General features: G+C 64.7%; 20 protein-coding genes. 11 read left to right on the forward strand and 9 right to left on the reverse strand.

Annotated elements, in window-relative coordinates; all coding sequences use genetic code 11:
- Positions 1-31 precede the first annotated feature (31 nt).
- The 3 genes from VFF99_RS08600 to VFF99_RS08610 are packed head-to-tail and all read left to right on the forward strand — an operon-like array spanning position 32 to position 1780.
- Entirely contained in the window at positions 32-457 is a 426-nt protein-coding gene (locus VFF99_RS08600; RefSeq protein WP_325016902.1) for a DoxX family protein, read from the forward strand.
- Between the two features lie 41 nt (positions 458-498).
- Positions 499-1107: a glutathione transferase GstA gene (gstA, locus tag VFF99_RS08605; RefSeq protein ID WP_325016904.1), complete on the forward strand. Its 609-nt coding sequence runs from the start codon at positions 499-501 to the stop codon at positions 1105-1107.
- A 13-nt stretch (positions 1108-1120) separates the two neighbouring features.
- Positions 1121-1780 carry a glutathione S-transferase family protein gene (locus VFF99_RS08610; protein WP_325016906.1) on the forward strand — a complete coding sequence of 220 codons (660 nt, stop codon included), beginning with the start codon at positions 1121-1123 and terminating at the stop codon, positions 1778-1780.
- A 152-nt stretch (positions 1781-1932) separates the two neighbouring features.
- Here VFF99_RS08610 and VFF99_RS08615 read toward each other — a convergent pair whose 3' ends face one another.
- The 3 genes from VFF99_RS08615 to VFF99_RS08625 are packed head-to-tail and all read right to left on the reverse strand — an operon-like array spanning position 1933 to position 4021.
- Positions 1933-2505: a DNA-3-methyladenine glycosylase I gene (locus VFF99_RS08615; protein WP_325016908.1), complete on the reverse strand. Its 573-nt coding sequence runs from the start codon at positions 2503-2505 to the stop codon at positions 1933-1935.
- Between the two features lie 40 nt (positions 2506-2545).
- Positions 2546-2785: a hypothetical protein gene (locus VFF99_RS08620; RefSeq protein ID WP_325016910.1), complete on the reverse strand. Its 240-nt coding sequence runs from the start codon at positions 2783-2785 to the stop codon at positions 2546-2548.
- A gap of 6 nt (positions 2786-2791) precedes the next feature.
- On the reverse strand, positions 2792-4021 hold the full coding sequence (locus tag VFF99_RS08625) for an alpha/beta hydrolase family protein (protein WP_325016912.1): 1230 nt from the start codon (positions 4019-4021) through the stop codon (positions 2792-2794).
- Positions 4022-4326: 305 nt separating this feature from the next.
- Between VFF99_RS08625 and VFF99_RS08630 the strand changes: the two genes are divergently transcribed.
- Complete coding sequence (locus tag VFF99_RS08630; RefSeq protein ID WP_325016914.1) at positions 4327-4581, forward strand: DUF6139 family protein; 255 nt, start codon at positions 4327-4329, stop codon at positions 4579-4581.
- An 84-nt stretch (positions 4582-4665) separates the two neighbouring features.
- Here VFF99_RS08630 and VFF99_RS08635 read toward each other — a convergent pair whose 3' ends face one another.
- Positions 4666-5511, reverse strand: coding sequence for a DUF429 domain-containing protein (locus tag VFF99_RS08635; protein WP_325016915.1), 846 nt, complete (start codon positions 5509-5511; stop codon positions 4666-4668).
- Between the two features lie 106 nt (positions 5512-5617).
- Here VFF99_RS08635 and cls point away from each other — a divergent pair, with 106 nt between their 5' ends.
- The 5 genes from cls to VFF99_RS08660 all read left to right on the forward strand — a co-directional run bounded on the left by cls (position 5618) and on the right by VFF99_RS08660 (position 10923).
- The gene (gene cls, locus VFF99_RS08640) at positions 5618-7054 is read left to right on the forward strand and encodes a cardiolipin synthase (protein WP_325016917.1); all 1437 of its coding nucleotides are present in this window, start codon (positions 5618-5620) and stop codon (positions 7052-7054) included.
- 98 nt (positions 7055-7152) lie between these two features.
- Positions 7153-7560 (forward strand): cupin domain-containing protein, encoded by a 408-nt coding sequence (locus tag VFF99_RS08645; protein ID WP_325016919.1) that lies wholly within the window; start codon positions 7153-7155, stop codon positions 7558-7560.
- Positions 7561-7641: 81 nt separating this feature from the next.
- Complete coding sequence (locus VFF99_RS08650; RefSeq protein WP_325016921.1) at positions 7642-9066, forward strand: sugar dehydrogenase; 1425 nt, start codon at positions 7642-7644, stop codon at positions 9064-9066.
- 22 nt (positions 9067-9088) lie between these two features.
- Positions 9089-9895, forward strand: a complete 807-nt coding sequence (locus VFF99_RS08655) for a DUF2243 domain-containing protein (protein ID WP_325016923.1) — start codon at positions 9089-9091, stop codon at positions 9893-9895.
- Positions 9892-10923, forward strand: coding sequence for a M28 family peptidase (locus tag VFF99_RS08660; protein ID WP_325016924.1), 1032 nt, complete (start codon positions 9892-9894; stop codon positions 10921-10923). Before VFF99_RS08655 ends, VFF99_RS08660 begins: the two co-directional genes overlap by 4 nt.
- Here the strand turns inward: VFF99_RS08660 and VFF99_RS08665 are convergent.
- Entirely contained in the window at positions 10857-12515 is a 1659-nt protein-coding gene (locus tag VFF99_RS08665; RefSeq protein WP_325016926.1) for a methyl-accepting chemotaxis protein, read from the reverse strand. The two genes, VFF99_RS08660 and VFF99_RS08665, sit on opposite strands and share 67 nt — an antisense overlap.
- A gap of 295 nt (positions 12516-12810) precedes the next feature.
- Between VFF99_RS08665 and VFF99_RS08670 the strand changes: the two genes are divergently transcribed.
- On the forward strand, positions 12811-13014 hold the full coding sequence (locus VFF99_RS08670; protein ID WP_325016928.1) for a hypothetical protein: 204 nt from the start codon (positions 12811-12813) through the stop codon (positions 13012-13014).
- On the opposite strand, the gene VFF99_RS08675 is transcribed toward VFF99_RS08670, so the two are convergent.
- The 4 genes from VFF99_RS08675 to VFF99_RS08690 form a co-directional block, all read right to left on the reverse strand.
- On the reverse strand, positions 12998-13567 hold the full coding sequence (locus tag VFF99_RS08675) for a CHRD domain-containing protein (RefSeq protein ID WP_325016930.1): 570 nt from the start codon (positions 13565-13567) through the stop codon (positions 12998-13000). The two genes, VFF99_RS08670 and VFF99_RS08675, sit on opposite strands and share 17 nt — an antisense overlap.
- Positions 13568-13654: 87 nt before the next feature.
- Entirely contained in the window at positions 13655-14035 is a 381-nt protein-coding gene (locus VFF99_RS08680) for a carboxymuconolactone decarboxylase family protein (RefSeq protein WP_325016932.1), read from the reverse strand.
- Positions 14036-14067: 32 nt separating this feature from the next.
- Entirely contained in the window at positions 14068-15279 is a 1212-nt protein-coding gene (locus tag VFF99_RS08685; RefSeq protein WP_325016934.1) for an MFS transporter, read from the reverse strand.
- Positions 15280-15308: 29 nt separating this feature from the next.
- Complete coding sequence (locus VFF99_RS08690; protein WP_325016936.1) at positions 15309-16208, reverse strand: LysR family transcriptional regulator ArgP; 900 nt, start codon at positions 16206-16208, stop codon at positions 15309-15311.
- A 99-nt stretch (positions 16209-16307) separates the two neighbouring features.
- Here VFF99_RS08690 and VFF99_RS08695 point away from each other — a divergent pair, with 99 nt between their 5' ends.
- A complete protein-coding gene (locus tag VFF99_RS08695; protein ID WP_325016938.1) occupies positions 16308-16910 on the forward strand; it encodes a LysE/ArgO family amino acid transporter in 603 nt (200 codons plus the stop codon).
- Positions 16911-17150: the final 240 nt, after the last annotated feature.

Raw genomic sequence — 17150 nt, forward strand, 5'->3', positions numbered from 1 at the left:
CGGTTCAACTAATTTTGAAAGGAGTTTCACCATGATCGACCACAACCTCTCCCCCTACGCCGCCACCCTGCTGCGCGCCAGCCTCGGCGCCATGTGGATTTCGCATGCGCTGCTCAAGCTGCTGGTGTTCACCATTCCCGGTTTCGAAGGCTTCCTCGCCAGCCATGGCATGCCTGCCTTCGTCGCCTGGCCGGTGGTGCTGATGGAAATTGCCGGCGGCACGCTGATTCTGCTCGGCTGGCACGGGCGCATTGCTTCCCTGCTCCTGCTCCCCATCCTCATCGGCGCGATGGCAGCCCACCTCGGCAACGGCTGGGTGTTCAGCAATGCCAACGGCGGCTGGGAATATCCGCTCTTCCTGATCGCCATGTCGGTGGTGCATGGAATGCTCGGTGACGGCGCCTTCGCCCTTTCCGGCGACAAGCGCCGGCAAGCGCTGCGCCTGAAGACTGCCTGATCCCGTTCAACCGATTCTCGTTCACCTTGAAAGGACACACCATGAAACTGTATTTCTCCCCCGGCGTCTGCTCCCTCGCCCCGCACATCGCCCTGCGCGAAGCCGGCCTGCCGTTCACGCTGGAACTGGTCGACACCAATACCAGGTTGACGGCAAGCGGGGCGGATTACCTGGAGGTCAATCCGAACGGCTACGTCCCCGCATTCGAGGCGGAGCCCGGCTTCGTCCTGACTGAAGGCCCGGCGATCATGCAGTACATCGCCGACCGAGCGCCCGAGTCGGGCCTTGCGCCGCCGCCGGGCAGCGCCCAGCGTTACCGCCTGCAGTCCTGGCTGAACTTCATCACCTCCGAGATCCACAAGGGCTTCTCGCCCCTGTTCAAGCCCGGGATGCCGGCGGAAGCGAAGACGATGTTCAAGGAACAGCTCGCGCAACGCTTCGACCATGTCGAGAAGCATCTCGCGCGGCACGACTACCTGCTCGGCAACAGCTTCTCGATCGCGGATGCCTATCTGTTCGTGACCACGGGCTGGTCGGGCTTCGTCGGCATCGACCTGAATCGCTGGCCGGCGATCCTCGCCTTCCGCGAGCGCGTGCAGTCCCGCCCTTCCGTGCAGGAAGCGATGCGCGCCGAAGGCTTGCTCAAGTAAAAGGGGAAACGCAATGAAACTGACGCTCATCAGCCACGCGCTCTGCCCCTATGTGCAACGCGCCATCATCGCTTTGAAGGAAAAGGGCATCGCCTACGAACGCATCGACATCGACCTCTCGGCCAAGCCGGACTGGTTCCTGGCGATCTCGCCGCTGGGCAAGACGCCGGTGCTGCTGGCGGGGGAACAGCCGGTGTTCGAGTCCGCGGTGATCTGCGAATATCTCGAGGACACGCTCGGCCCGGCGCTGCATCCGGGAGATGCGCTGGAGCGCGCGCAGCACCGGGCGTGGATCGAGTTCGCCTCGGCGACGCTGAATGGCATTTGGACCTTTTACACGGCAAAGGACGATGCGGCGTACGCCGCCGCAGGGGCCGCCTTGAAGGATCGCTTCGCGCAACTCGACGCGATGCTGGGGGATGGCCCCTACTTCGGTGGAAAGCAATTCAGCCTTGTCGATGCAGCGTTTGCGCCGGTGTTCCGCTACTTCGATGTGTTCGATGCGGCCAGCGGCGTGGACCTGTTTGCCAGCACGCCGAAGGTGCGCGCCTGGCAGCAGACGCTGTCACAGCGGAAGACGGTGAAGGATGCGGTGACGGCGGAGTATCCGGCGCTGCTGCGGGAGTTTGTGGTACGGCAGGGAGGGGTGCTGGGCAAGCGGTTGGGCGGGTAGGATGCGGCATGGCGGGTTTCGTTTTGCTCTGCCCGCCATGCGGTTCTGTATGTGCTGTGGTGGGTTTCGCTTCGCTCTACCCACCCTACGATTCTTTATAAAGGACGGTAGGGTGGGTAGAGCGAAGCGAAACCCACCGCATTTCAATTGAATCACAACCCGCGCAACGGCCGGTGCCGGAAGCAATCAACGCAATGGTCGTTGACCATGCCGATGGCCTGCATGTAGGCGTAGATGATGGTGGAGCCGACGAACTTGAAGCCGCGCTTGGACAAGTCCTTCGAGATGCGGTCCGAGAGCGGGGTTTTGGCGGGGCAGTCGGACAGGTGCTTCCATGCATTCTGTATCGGCTTGCCGTCCACGTAGGTCCAAAGGTAGGGGCCGAGGCCGCCCGTCTCTTCCTTCAGTCGCAGGTAGGCGCGGGCATTGGTGATTGCCGCGGCGACCTTGAGGCGGTTGCGGATGATGCCGGGGTTGGCGAGCAGCTCGGCCACCTTGGCATCGCCGTAGCTAGCGATCTTTTCCGCATCCCAGTGATCGAAGGCTTCACGGTAGCTGTCGCGCTTGTTGAGCACGGTCTCCCAGCTCAGCCCCGCCTGCGCGCCTTCCAGGTTGAGCATTTCGAACAGGCGCACCTCGTCATGGCAAGGCACGCCCCATTCTTCATCGTGGTAGGCAAGGTAGCGGGGATTGGCCGGGTTGGCCCAGGAGCAGCGTGTCGGCATCGTGATCGGCGCGAAAAATGTTGCACCGATTTTAACCGTTCTATTTGACGTTGTACTTCAGCTTTATCCAGCGCGCGATGCCGATCACGATCGCAATGCCGGCAAGGTCGGCCAGCGCGCCCTGGCGGGTGACTTCGAAGCCGGCGAGGCCCTTGAGGCCGGTGACGATCATCCAGGCGCTGAGCGCCGCCAGGACGACGCCCGCGAGCGGGCCGGAATAGCCCTTCGCGAAGCGCGTCAGCAGGTTGGGACTGGCCTTGTCGAGTACTTGCTTGTCCATCGCGTATCAGGGTCCGGTGAGTGCGGAAGTGGCCGGGCTGGCCGCAGCCGTGGCGGTACCGGCGTCGTCGACCCACACCACGTGTTCGTCCACCGCGTACAGGCGGCAGGGCTCGCTGCTGTTCTTCTGGCAATCCTGGAGCGCCTGCTCGACCGGATCGTCGCCGTCTTCGGCCCAGCTCCAGGCGCCGGTGGGCGACACCGCGAAGGCGCGCGGCGTCGACTTGCTGAGGAAGACGCGGTATTGCTCGCGCGCGCTGCCCTTCAGGTAGGGAATCGCTTCGACATTGTCGATGGCGGCGTACTCGGTCTTCGGCACCTTCACTTCGTTGCCGACGGCGTACACGGTGTCGGTGGGCATGCCGAGCTCCCTGAGGAATTTCTCGGTTTCCGGCCACCAGATCTTCACGCCGTCGCGGCTGCCGCTCATGCCGTGCGCATCCTTCTTGAACGCGCCGTAGGCCACCAGCCTGGCGTTGCCGCCGGCCTGGATATAGGCATTGTGCAGGCGGGCAGCCAGTTCCGGCCCGAAGTGGTTGTCGTTCTCGCCATAGAACCAGATGCTGGGCAGCGCGGTCTTGGCGCCGTAGGCGGAAAAGGCCTGCACCAGCGATTGCTGCCAGCGGCAGTCGCCGCCGTGCATTTTCAGGCCGCCGGCGAAGTTGATCAGACCCTTCACGCCCGGGTAATGGCGCGTGCCGAAGGCCATTGCGGTGAGGCCGCCGTAAGACTGGCCGGCGACGATCACGCGGTTGGTGTCGGCCCAGGGCTGGGTGTGCAGGTAGTCGAGCGCGCTTTGCAGGTCTTCGGCCTGGGAATAGCCGTGGCCGGTCATGTCGCAGCCGCGGTCCACGTAGTCGCCGCTGGACTTGGAAAAGCCCTTGCGCATGGGGATCACGACGGCGTAGCCGCGCTTGACGAACTCGCGGCTGAGCACGACGAAACGGTCGCGATTCTGGTTGCGCGGGTTGCCCAGCGCCTTGCCGTGGTTCATGACGACAACGGGGAACGGGCCTTCACCCGGCGGCTTGAAGATGGTGGTCTCGAGCTCGACCGTCGCCATGCCGTAGGCGGCGGGAATCATCACGACCTGTTCATTGAGGGAGGCGTCGAGGGATACTGCTTCGGCCGGCGCGGGGCTGGCAAACAGGCTGGACGCAAAGGCCAAGGCACCGAAAACTGCGGAGATGGTCCAGCTTTTCTTCGCGTCGCGCTTCTGTATTGGGAGAAACTTCATACATCCGATACACGTCGAATTGCAAACTCATCGGCCCGTCAGGCGGACCGCCGTCTTGCGCCGGTTCAAGTTCTTGACTCAGCACAATGTTGCCCATTCTAAAGAGCACGTTTCCGTGACTCAATACGCGTTTATGCAACTCGGGGTAGTTTTTTTGCGGAAGCTTTACGGTGTGGCAAGCCTCTGCGGTGAATCGCTTAGCAGGGAGGCAAGAAAGACGGGATGACGCGGGGATTGATGCGGTGCGCAACCTTTACGGTGTTGCAAGGTCAATAGCAGACGACCTTTTTTGAGAGGACGAAGTCATGAAAGTTGACGTGTACAAACGCCCGGAACGGGAAGGCTTGTTTTCCTATCTTGCTGTTCCGGAAGGCCGCCCCATTCCAGAGGAAGCAACCAATATCGATTGGGAAACTGCCGAGAACAGTGTCGATCTCGACGAAAACAACGAATCGGTCCTCGGACTGTCAGCGGAGGATGCGCTGTCGCAGATCAGCGACAAGGGGTATGCGATCTCGCATACCCAGCATTACAAGATGAGCATCGGACCGAGCGTCTGACCTCGCCGGCCGGCGCCGTGAAGCGCCGGCCACCCCTTCCCTTTTCGATGGATTCTTGCCGCTCTGAAAGCGGCGGGATGTCTCTCAGCGCGCCGGTACCCCGTGCGCCGCACCGGCAGTCCACCCCTCCACCGGGTCCAGCGGCAAGGGCATGCCGTAGTCCGGCTGCCCCGAAGCCCAGGCGGCAGCAAGCGCGCACAACACGGCATCCAGCCAGTCCGCCGTGCCATCCTCCAGCAGCTGCCGGCGCAGCACCTTTCCCATCACCACCCGCACACCCAAGGGATGCGTGCCGTCTTCCAGCGCGGCAAGGATCGCGGCCCGTGCCGCACGCCGTTCAGGCGTCTGCCTGGCGCGCTCATCGCTCTTGTATGAAGCGCGCGTGACGAGGCGGGCAACCAGCCCCGGGTAACCCTCCAGCGCAATCCTGCCGGGATCGCCGGCGTGCAGGCCGAACACGGTCACGCCGGCGGCGAGCAGGCGGCGCGTGCCTTCATGGAACATGTAGGCGACTGGCGGATTCACCCATTTCATGGAGGGACTGGAACCGGCGGGGCCGTCGGTGACGCGGTGCGCGAACTTGTTGCCGACAGGGCGCGCATCGCAGAAGGCCTTGAAGGTGCGGCGCAATTCTTCGCGCGAGAGTCCGGCGCAGTGCGTAACGAGCCCGGCCCATTGGAGGGGCCAGCCGAGGGTGGTGACGAGTTCGCGCGACAGGCCGAAGGGAAAGTCGAAGGCGCCGATCCACGGCTCCGGCGAAGCGAGCCAGGCTTCGTAGGATGCCCAGTCGGAAAAGGCATCGATGCGCTCGATGCACAAGGTCGAGACGTCGAGATGGCCGTGCGCGACGGTGATGGGTTTGGCCCGCCGCGGGGCGGAAGTGAAATCGACGCCGACGATATGCATGGCGGCAGTGTAGCAGCGCGTCATGTTTTATTGCGCAAAGTCGTTTCCGCCTCGATTAGCCTGAATTATCGGATGGAAAAGCGGCTCCAAGCGGAGGATGTCCCCAACAACAAGAACTCGTGAGTCCGGAATGCAAGGCTTGCTTGCGCGTTGTGATTTCACGCTGCGCCGATACGCGCGGCGCCTGGCGCTGGCCGCCATCGTTACAGCCACCGCCGGCTGTGCCAGCCTTCCCGATGTGCATTACCTGCGCCAGCGGCAACTCGTACCCGAGCGCGATCCGACCATCATCACCGCGGCGGGCGCATTGCCGGATGCAAAGAAGCAGGCACTGCTTGCCAAGCTAGAGGCCAAAGCCGGCCCTAGCGGCATTCTCGAGAAGCATGTCGCCGCCGAAGAGGCGATCAGCGGACGCCCGCTCGTGGCCGGCAACAAGGTGGTGCTGCTCGACGACGGTCCTGCCACCATGCGCGCGATGATGGCGGCGATCGAGACTGCGCGCCACCACATCAACCTGGAAACCTATATCTTCGAAGCGGACGAGGTGGGACGCCGCCTGGCGGACCTGCTGCTCAGGAAGAAAGCGGCGGGCGTCGCGGTCAACCTGATCTACGACAGCGTAGGCTCGCTCGACACGCCGAAGGAATTCTTCGAACGCCTGCGCACGGCCGGCATCAATGTGCTGGAGTTCAATCCCGTCAACCCTGGCCGCATCGGCGCCGGTGACGAATGGGACATCAACCAGCGCGACCACCGCAAGATCCTTGTCGTCGACGGACGCATCGCGTTTACCGGCGGCGTCAACATCAGCGAGGTCTACGGCAAGAGCTCCTTCCTGCAAAGCAAGCGCCGCGCGCCGCCCGAGGATGCGAAGGAAGCGGCATGGCGCGACACGCACATGCAGATCGAAGGGCCGGTGGTGGCAGAGTTCCAGAAGCTGTTCCTCGATACCTGGCGCCGCAAGACAGGCAGTGCCTTGCCCGATGCGAATTTCTTTCCTGCGCTGAAACCCGCGGGCAATGCCCTGGTGCGTGCGATCGGCAGCACGCCGGACAATGAAGACTTCGCGGTGTACAAGACCTATATCTCCGCCTTCGCGCACGCCGACAAGTACATCCACCTCACCGCCGCCTATTTCGTCCCCGACCGGCAGGTCGTGCAGGCGATCGTCGATGCCGCGCGGCGCGGGGTGGACGTGCGCATCATCTTCCCGAGCTTCTCGGACGTCGGCCTGATGGTGCACGCCGGGCGCTCCTACTACGATGAACTGCTGGCCGCCGGCATCAAGGTGTATGAACGCAAGTCGGCGATGCTGCATGCAAAGACGGCGGTCATCGACGGCGTGTGGTCAACTATCGGTTCGACCAACCTCGACATGCGCAGCTTCCTGCATAACGATGAAGTCAATGCGGTCGTCCTCAGCGCGGAGTTCGCGGAACGGATGGAGGCGCTGTTCCAGCGCGACCTGCGCGAGTCCGTCGAAATCACGCGCGAGCAATGGAGCGAGCGCGGCATGCGCAAGCGCTTGCGCGAATGGGCGGTACGCCTGTTCGAGTACTGGCTCTGAGGCGCAGCGATCCCCGCAACATCCCTTCCCGGCTTTTGTGCTGTAATGCACCTGCCATGCCGCCCGGCATGGGAGGAGACCTTACGAAAGGGAAAAACATGAAGAAGAAGATGATTGCACTCGGCCTGTGCGCGCTCGGCCTCGCCGGCACTTCCACTGTGCTTGCCCAGCAGGCGCCGGCAAGCGGCATCAAGCGCACGCCGGTTCACAGGGCCGACGTCTCAATTCCCAACCGCGAAGCGATCGTGGCGCGCGTCGAAGTCGACCCGGGTGTCATGGCCGGCCGCCACAGCCATGACGGCGAAGAGATCAGCTATGTGCTGGAGGGAGAAGGCGAGTTGCTGATCGACGGCGAACCGCCGCGCAAATTGAAGGCAGGCGATGCGTTCGTGATCCCCGCGGGCAAGGTGCATGACGCGAAGAACACGGGGTCCGCGCCATTCAAACTGATCGGCGTGTTCGTGGTGGAAAAAGGCAAGCCGCTCGCCACGCCGGCGAAGCAGTAAGGCCACGGGCAGGTTGAACCAAATTGACATTCTCGCATCACATGACTGCGTGTCATTGAATCGAGGAAGCTTCAGTTTGGAATGACTTTTACAGATGAACGACAGCGCCTCAGCTCACGGCTGGGCGCGCTGCTGCTGGCAGCAGCAGCACTATTCGGATTGACGTCCTGCGGGGGCGGCGGAGGCAGCGGCAGCAGTGGCGCTGCTCCCTCTGCGGCGGCACCTGCCGCACCGGCCGCAACTCCCGCATTCGCACAGGCAGCCGCCGCGTCACTCATACGCAGGCTGGAAGTGCCCGCGGCGCTCGCCAGTCCGCCCTTCGACAGCGAAAAGAGCCTCAACGTGCCGCCAGGATTCGGCGTACGGCTCTGGGCGCGCGTGCCGCGTGCGCGTTTCATGGCGCTGGCGCCCAACGGCGACGTGCTCGTTTCCGTGCCCGGTGAAGGCAAGATCGTCCTGCTGCGCGAGCGGCCGAATGACGTGCCGCAGGCTTTCGACTATGTCACCGGCCTGCGCAATCCGCACGACATGGTGTTCCACCGCATCGGCGACGCCGTCTATCTGTATGTAGCCGAGTCCCATCGCGTGAGCCGCAGCGTCTACCGCGCCGACGAGACCACGCGCAACACGAGCGAGGCCGTGGTCGACAACCTGCCGGACGACTCCACGCCGGAGCTGCGCGGAAGCTATGGCCATCAGTTGAAGAACATCGCGCTGTCACCGGACAACAAGCTGTATCTCTCGATTGCATCCACCTGCAATGCCTGCACCGAGGATACGACCAGCAACCCCGTACGCGGGGCGATCTACCAGTACAACGCCGACGGCACCAACGGGCGCCTGTTTGCGCGCGGGCTGCGCAATGCCGAGGGCCTCGATTTCCTGCCCGGCACCGCAACGCTCTGGGTGGCCGTCAACAGCCGCGATGAGATCCCGGTACCGGTGAATGCCGACGTCGACGGCGACCAGGAGGGCGACCTGGGCGAGATCATTCCTTCCTATGTGGACCGCAATCCGCCTGAACTCTTCACCTCCGTGCGCGACGGCGGCCACTACGGCTGGCCATTCTGCAATCCGGTGGAGAACGTGGCGATGTCCTTGCTCGACATGGTGCCGGACTACGAGATGAACAGGAACAGCAGCGCGCTCGACTGCGCCGCCACCGACCGTCCCGCCAAGGGCATCCGCGCGCATTCCGCGCCGCTCGGATTCAGCTTCCTCCACAGCAGCTTGCTGCCCGAGTCCTACCGCCGCGGCGCGGCCGTCGCCCAGCATGGCTGCTGGAACTGCACGCGGCTCGACGCGGGTTACAAGGTGAGTTTCTTCCCCTTCGATGAAGCGGGCAATGCGGGCGCCGAGATCGACCTCGTGAGCGGCTTCGTGACCAACCCCGACCGGCGCGAGCTGTGGGGGCGGCCGGTCGACGCCATCCCCGACGCGCGGGGCAACCTCCTGGTGTCCGACGATTACGCCGGCGCAATCTACCAGCTCTACCCGCTGCGCTGATGCAGGAAACGCAGGCGGCTTCATGGACAACCGTACTGAATTCGTCACCCCGGCAGGAGGCCGTCTGAACTGGGCAGGCTACCTGCTCGGTTTCGCATTCGGCGGTTTCTTCGACGGCATCCTGCTGCACCAGATACTGCAATGGCACCACCTGCTGAGCGGCGTGGGACAGGCGCCCTTTGACGACCTGCGCACACAGATCCTGGCCGATGGCCTGTTCCACGGCATGATGTACGTAATCGCTGCGGCCGGCATCTGGAAACTCCTGCGGGCACGTTATCAGCTGGTGGACCCGGCGTCCGACCGGCGCCTGTTGGCGGACGCGCTCATCGGTTTCGGCATGTGGCACATCGTCGATGCGGTGCTGTCGCACTGGGTCCTCGGGATCCATCGCATCCGGATGGACTCGCCCAATCCGCTCGCGTGGGACATGCTGTGGTTCGCATTGTTCGGCGTGCTCTTCGTCGCTGCCGGCATCATGCTGCGGCGGCGCCCGCCTTCCCGCCACGGGGAGGAACGTCGCAGCAAGGCGCGCTCTACCCATGCGCCCATGCTCGCCGGCGCCGTGCTTGCTGCCGGGCTCCTGTCGATGGGTGGCGGGAGCAAGGAGACCGTCACCGTGCTGCTTCGTCCCGGCGCTTCGCCGGCGCAGTTGCTGGCCGGTCTGGGGGAAGTGGACGGACGGGTGATGTGGAACAGTCCGCGCGGCGATGTCTGGGTCTTCGCCCTCGGCCCCGGCGCGAACGCATCGCGTCTCTACGCGCACGGCGCGATGCTGGTGAGCGGCACGCTGTTGCCGGCGGGTTGCTCGGCCTGGGTGCGCGCATGATGCGCAGGCTGTTCCGGCGTTTCGGGAAGATGCGCGGCGCTGTGATGGCGCCGCTGCTCGGCGCGGTTGCGCTGGCCGGCGGGGGCGTGGGCTACATGACAGCGATGCCCGGCCAATCCTTTCGCGGCCCTCTTCCGCCGCTGACGGCGGAAGAGGAGCAGCTTGCCCGCCGTCTGCGCGCGCATGTGGAAAAGATTGCGCGCGAGGAGCACAACACCACCACTCCGGGACAGCTGGAAGACGTCGCCCGCTATATCGAAAGCACGCTGGCCGGGCTGGGCCATACGGTCAAGCAACAGATGTTCAGCGTGGATGGCAACCGCGTACGCAACCTGGAAGTCTCCATCCGGCATCCCGGCCCCACGGGCGCGAAGCCGCGGGTGCTGGTGGTCGGCGCGCATTACGATTCGGCGCAGGGCACGCCCGGTGCCAATGACAATGCGACCGGCAGCGCCGCGGTCATCGAACTCGCGCGTGCCTTGAAGCAGATGGCGCCGCCGCCCGGACAGGAAGTCAAGCTGGTGCTGTTCGTGAACGAAGAACCGCCGTACTTCAAGACCGCGCAGATGGGCAGCTTCCTGCATGCGCGCGACCTGTACACGCGCGGTGAGAATGTCGCCGCCATGATCTCGCTGGAGACGATCGGTTACTACTCCGACGACAAGGGCAGCCAGCAGTATCCGCCGCCCCTCGATGCGCTCTATCCGGATGCCGGCAATTTCATCGCCTTCGTCGGCGACCTGGCATCGCGCGAACTGGTGCACGAGACGCTGGCTTCCTTCCGCCGCCATGCGCGTTTCCCTTCCGAAGGGCTTGCCGCCCCCGCGTCGATTCCCGGCGTGGACTGGTCGGACCACTGGGCATACCGCGAGCACGGCTTTCCCGCGCTGATGGTGACCGACACCGCGCCCTATCGCTATCCGCACTATCACAGCGCGCAGGACACGCCCGACAAGGTGGATTACGAGCGGCTGGCGCGCGTGGTCAAGGGTATCGAGCTTGTCGTACGCGACCTTGCCGTGCGCTGAACGCGTGCGCCGTCGTGACGGGTCAACCGGAACATCGAGACCGTCTGCGTCAGCCGTTGCGCCTGATCGGCGAGCGCGGCCGCGGCGGCGGCCGATTGCTCGACCAGCGCCGCGTTCTGCTGGGTGGCCTCGTCCATCTGCAACACCGCCTGGTTGATCTGCTCAATACCCGAGTCCTGTTCCAGCGACGCGGTCGAAATCTCGCCCATGATGCCGCTCACGCGTTTCACCGAAGCGACCACTTCGGCCATCGTGGACCCGGCGTCGTTTACCAGCACCGTGCCGACCTCCACCTTCTGCGCCGCATTGCCGATGAGCTCCTTGATGTCCTTGGCCGCGACCGCGCAGCGTTGCGCGAGGTTGCGCACTTCCGCCGCCACGACGGCGAAGCCGCGCCCCTGTTCGCCGGCGCGCGCCGCTTCCACTGCCGCATTCAGCGCGAGCAGGTTGGTCTGGAAGGCAATGCCGTCGATCAGGCCGACGATGTCCACCACCTGCCTGGACGAGGCGCTGATCTCGGCCATCGTGCTCACGACCTGCTGCACCACGTTGCCGCCGCGCGCGGCAATATCGGTGGCGCTGATGCCCAGCCGGTTCGCCTGCGATGCGTTTTCCGCGTTCTTCTTCACCGCCGCTGCGAGCTGCTCCATGCTCGACGCCGTTTCCTCCAGGCTGGCCGCCTGCGCCTCGGTGCGATTGGACAGGCCGAGGTTGCCGGCGGCAATCTCGTCGGTGCCGATCGTGATGCTTTCGACATTGGCGCGCACGTCGCCGATGATCGCCTGCAGGTTGACCTTCATCTGCTGCAAGGCCCGCAGCAGGTGCCCGATATCGTCCTGGCGGGAGACATTGAAGCTGTGCGACAGGTCGCCGCCGGCAATGGCGCGGGCGGTGACAGTTGCCTCGTGCACCGGCTGGACGATCGCCGCATGCAGGCTATGCCAGGTGTAAAGACCGGTGGCGACGCTCGCACCGGACAGTGCGCCCAGCAGCCAGGCCAGGCTGGGATCCCGCGTTGCGACAGCATTGGCTGCCACGCCGCCGACGATTGCGATGGCGCCGCAGAGCGAACCCATCTTCAGGCCCAGCGAGAGGGAGAACGGCATGCGCCGCAGGGAGCCGACCCATCCGCGCACGCCGGTGTGCTGCACATTGCCGCGCCGGATGAGCACATCCTCTGCCTGCCCGGCGCGCATGCGCGCGTACAGTTTTTCGGCCGCCGCCACCTGATCGCGTTCGGGCCGCGTGCGCACGGACACATAGCCCGCCACCCGGCCGCCTTCAACCACGGGCGTCACGTTTGCCTGCACCCAATAGTAGTCGCCGTCCTTGCGCCGGTTCTTCACCAGGCCGGTCCACGGCAGCCCGGCCTTCAGGGTTTCCCACAGGTCGGCAAAGGCCTCGGGCGGCATGTCCGGGTGGCGCACGAGATTATGCGGCGCGCCGAGCAGTTCCTCCTCGGTGAAGCCGCTGACCTCGATGAAATAGGGATTGACGTAAGTGATCCTCCCCTTCAGGTCGGTTTTCGACACGATCGCGACGTCGTCCCGCAACGGGTATTCGACCCCGGTGACAGGCAGGTTCTTGCGCATTTCGTCTCCTCTGCTGATCTTGGATTGCCAGCCTTGTTTGAACGCATTCAGTCGCTGCGGCGGGAATTTGGGTGCCCACCCAATATTTCTCTAGGGAAATATATATAGCGGTTTTCGCGCGCGGCCGTGCTTGATGCAGATCAAGAAATTTGAATTTTTCCATCGCCGCATCTGACGCGCCGCGAACGCATAAGGAACTGCAAAACGCTTCGTTCCCGGAAAAGAAGCCGCGCCATAGAATTCCTCGACGGGCAACCCGTTTCCGCGCGCCCGATTGGAGCAAATTGGAGCAGAAATGGCGATCGACTTCACACCGCAGTTCCACAAGCGGCTTTCCCGTAACAGCGGCCACGGCGTGTGGGTGCCTGTGCCCCACCCGCGGACGCTGATCCCGGTAAAGACCCAGTATTACCGTGCCTGGCAGCAGGAGGAATGCCTGCGCCTGCGCAGCGCCGGTGAAGAGGTGATGGCAGCCGCGGCCGTCAGAAGCCGAACGTGAGACCCAGCCCGATGCCGGAAAACCGCCAGTCTTCGGCATCCTGGATTTCTTGCACCTGCCACAACTGCAGGTCGACGGTGGCCGACTGTTGCCGCACCTGTTCAAAGCGGACCAGCTGGTCGAAACTGGGCATGGCCCAGACGATCTGCCCGCGGACCGCGCCCGCCGGTATGGAAGGGTTGTGCACGTCGAAGTAATAATTACCTTCTCGCAGTGCAGCGAATTGCGCCTCGGTGAGAGGGGCGCGCGCAGTCCATACATTGGTCCCGGCAGTGCGGGCCAGGGTGAACACGACTGTCTCGGCCGCCCCCGGCGCAGCCGAATGGATGTGCGCCTCGGTATCCGTGGCGCTGTTGGAGACGACGCTCGCGGTCAGCGTCCTGCCGTCGGGGTCGACGGTGACCAGTCCGACGCCGCCGGTGCCGGCACCACCACTCTCCAGGGTGGCTGAAAACGCGAAAGGCAAGTCGTCGTCATAGCTGCCGCCGCAGGCGGCAAGGGCGAATGCCGCGGCCAGTGCCACGGCATGGAGAAGCAAGCGCAAGGGATTCATGGCACGCTCCTGGTGCGGGATCATCCATTGCCGAATCGCATTCGGCGATGACGATAGCATGCATGCTTCGTGCCTGCCCCTGCGCACTCAGGCCGTCTTGCCGGCTTCCTTCATCACTTCCTGTGCCGCGCGGAATGCATCGATTGCGAGCGGCGCGCCGCAATAGACCGCCGCATGCAGCAAGACTTCACGGATCTCTTCCGGCGTCGCGCCATTGTTCAGTGCGCCGCGCAGATGGCCCTTCAGCTCTTGGGCGCGGCCGAGTGCCGTCAGCATGGATACCGTGATGAGGCTGCGGGTTTTCAGGTCCAGCCCGTCGCGGCACCAGACCGTGCCCCAGGCATTGCGCGTGACGAATTCCTGCAAAGGCATGGTGAATTCGTCGGCGTTGGCAAACGCCTTTGCCACGAATTCCTCGCCCATCACCTGCTTGCGCATCTGCAAGCCGTCTTCGAATTGCTGGTCCATGCTGCCGTCTCCCGTTGAATGAAAAACGGTGATTATAAGTGCCGGTGTATGGGAGGAATCGGCGGGCGTTTCGCATTCACGGCGGCAAGGAAACATGCCAGCGACACGAGCGCCACGGCGAGCAGGACGCCGAGCAGCCACGCAGGCTCCGGAGCGGCCTGGACGATGGCTGCCGCCACCAGCGGTCCGGCGGCCTTGGCGATCATCGACGGCCCGGCCAGCGCTCCGGAGATCGCGCCGTAGTTCTCGCGGCCGAACAGGGTCTGCGGCACCGTGCCGCGCACGATGGTCAGCACGCCGTTGCTCACCCCGTACAGCATGCAGAAGGCGGCCACGGCATAGCGGTGTTCGCCGAGGAAGAGCAGCGCCAGGAGGCCGGCGGGCAGCAGGGCGAAGGTCAGCTTGCCCACGGTCTGCGGGCGCACGTGGCGCGCGAATGCGAGTTCGCCGATGCGGCCGGCAACCTGCATCGGACCGATCAGCGCCGACACCAGCACCGCCGTCGCCGCCGAATGACCGAAGCGTTGCAGCAGCGGAATCAGGTGCACCGACAGCGCGGAGAAGACGAACATGTTGGCGGAGAAAGCGACCGCCAGCTTCCAGAACGCGGGGTCGCGCAGCGCTTCATGCAGGGTGTAATGACGCACCGTGTCCGCCCCTGGCACCGGCATGCGTCGGCGGCCGCCGGAGCGCAGCATCGCGTGCAGCGGCGCGCACAGCGCGAGATGGATCGCGCCGTAGATGAGGAAGGTATCGCGCCAGCCCACCATGCCGTTGAGCTTGAGCGTCAGCGGCCAGAACACGGTGCTGGCGAGGCCGCCGAACAGCGTGAGCACGGAGATGGCCTTGCGCGGGCCGAGCAGGAATTCGCGGTTGATGGTGGCGAAGGCCGCCTCGTAGAGCACCATCGCCATGCCGGCGCCCACCGCGCTCCAGGAGAGAAAGTACAGCCCGATGGAATGCGCGCTGCCGATGCCGGCCATGCCCAGTCCCGCCAGCACCGAGCCAAGGGCCATCACGATGCGGCCGCCGATGCGGTCGATCAGCATGCCGGACGGTGTGGACGCGAGGCCGGCGACCAGCAGGCTCCAGGAGAAGGCGCCGAACACCACCTCGGTGCGCCATCCGGTCTCGCGCTGGATATCGCCGGCCACGATGGCGAACGCGTAGTACAGCGAGCCCCACGACACGATCTGCGTGAAGGCGAGGAGGTAGACGATCTTCCAGGGATCTTTGCTGTTCATGGGCAAAGTGTAACCCGGCCGCCCCGAGCTTATCTGTGCCCGCCCCTGAGCACCTTGCGCGCCTGGGCCACCAGCGTGCGCGACAGTCTTTCCATGCGCGGCGACTGCACCTTCCACGCATGCCAGTACAACGCGACATCCGTCGGGCGGGACGGCGCGATGTCGACCAGCAGGCCGCGCTCGCGCAGGTCGTGCATCTGCAGCTCGGGCACCATGCCCCAGCCCATTCCCAGCACGACGGCCTGCATGAACGGATCGGAGGCGGGGATGGTATGCCGCGGCCAGGCATCCTCGGGCAGGCCGAAGTGCTTCAGCAGGAAATCCGCCTGCAGCCGGTCCTTGCGGTCGAACACGATGACGGGCGCCTGGCGCAGCGCAGCCCGCGTCACGCCCTTTCCGAACCAGCGCGCGCGGAACGCCGGCGACGCCATGCAGCGATAGCGCATCGCGCCCAGCGGCTCGACCTCGCATCCGCGCAGCGGCTGCGGTTCGGTGGAGATGCAGCCGAGCGCGCGGCCGGCCTCGAGAAGGGTGTAGGTATGGTCCTGGTCGTCCACCGTCAGGTCGAGGAGGACCTGCTCTTCGATCGCGAAAGGCGCCAGCGCCGGCAGGAACCAGCTTGCGAGCGAATCGTTGTTGAGGGCGATGGCGATCGACAGGGGCGCCGCCTGTTCACCCGCGAACTCCGCCTGCAGGTCGTGCTCCAGCGAGTGCACGCGGCGCAGGTATTGCAGCAGGCGCTGGCCGGCCGGCGTCGCGCGGCAGGGGCGCGTGCGCACCACGAGCGGCGTGCCGAGGGCGACCTCGAGCGCGCGCACGCGCTGCGACACCGCCGACGGCGTGAGGTGCAGCGCAGCGGCAGCCTGTTCAAAACTGCCGCTGTCGATCACGGCGCGCACGGCTTCGCATTGTCGGGGGTCCAGTTTCATGATGAAGCGATTTTAATCCATCCCGAAATATATTAAATATCGTTCATTTTCTGTCTGCGCCGGGGCAGAATGCCTCCCATATCAACCAGGAGGACTGCCGTGTCGTTTTATCTCAAGGGACTGGGTCTGGGCGCGGGCCTGATCGTCGCCATCGGCTCGCAGAATGCGCACGTGCTGCGCATGGGTCTCAGGCGCCAGCATGTCGGCCTGACGGTGCTGGTGTGCATCTTGTGCGAAGCGCTGCTGATCTCGCTGGGCGTGGCCGGTGTCGGGACGATGGTGGAGCAGAGCCCGGTGCTGCTCGCCGCGGCCCGCTGGGGCGGCGCCCTGTTCCTCGCGTGGTACGGCCTGCGCGCCTGGCGCTCGGCCTTCGGCCGGCATGCATTGAATGCGGCGCCGCACACGGTAGAGATCGGCATGCGCGAAGCGGTGGCGACGGTGCTCGCCGTCACGCTGCTCAACCCGCATGTCTATCTCGATACCGTCGTGCTGCTCGGCGCCATCGGCGGACAGCAGGGGCCGGAGGGCAAGTGGTGGTTTGCATTGGGGGCGGTGACGGCCGGCGCGGTCTGGTTCGTGCTGCTCGGGTTCGGGGCGCGGCTGCTGGCGCCGTGGTTCGCGAGGCCTTCGGCATGGCGCCTGCTCGATGGGGTGATCGGCGTCGTGATGTTGCTTCTGGCAGCGACGCTGGTTGCGGGTTGATGGTTGCGGTGGGTTTCGCTGGCTCTACCCACCCTACTGTCCTTTATAACGAACCGTAGGGTGGGTAGAGCGAAGCGAAACCCACCGTGCACATAACGAACCGTAGATCCTATGAAGAGGTGAGCCAGTTGCAAAAGCTATCCTTAGAATTTGAAGTGCGACCAACAAATCGAGGAGAACGACATGCAACCGACTCACGAGAACGATTTTACGCTGAATGGGATGTTGACGGTGGCGCTG

This window comes from Noviherbaspirillum sp. (genome assembly GCF_035654295.1).
Taxonomy (GTDB): domain Bacteria; phylum Pseudomonadota; class Gammaproteobacteria; order Burkholderiales; family Burkholderiaceae_D; genus Noviherbaspirillum.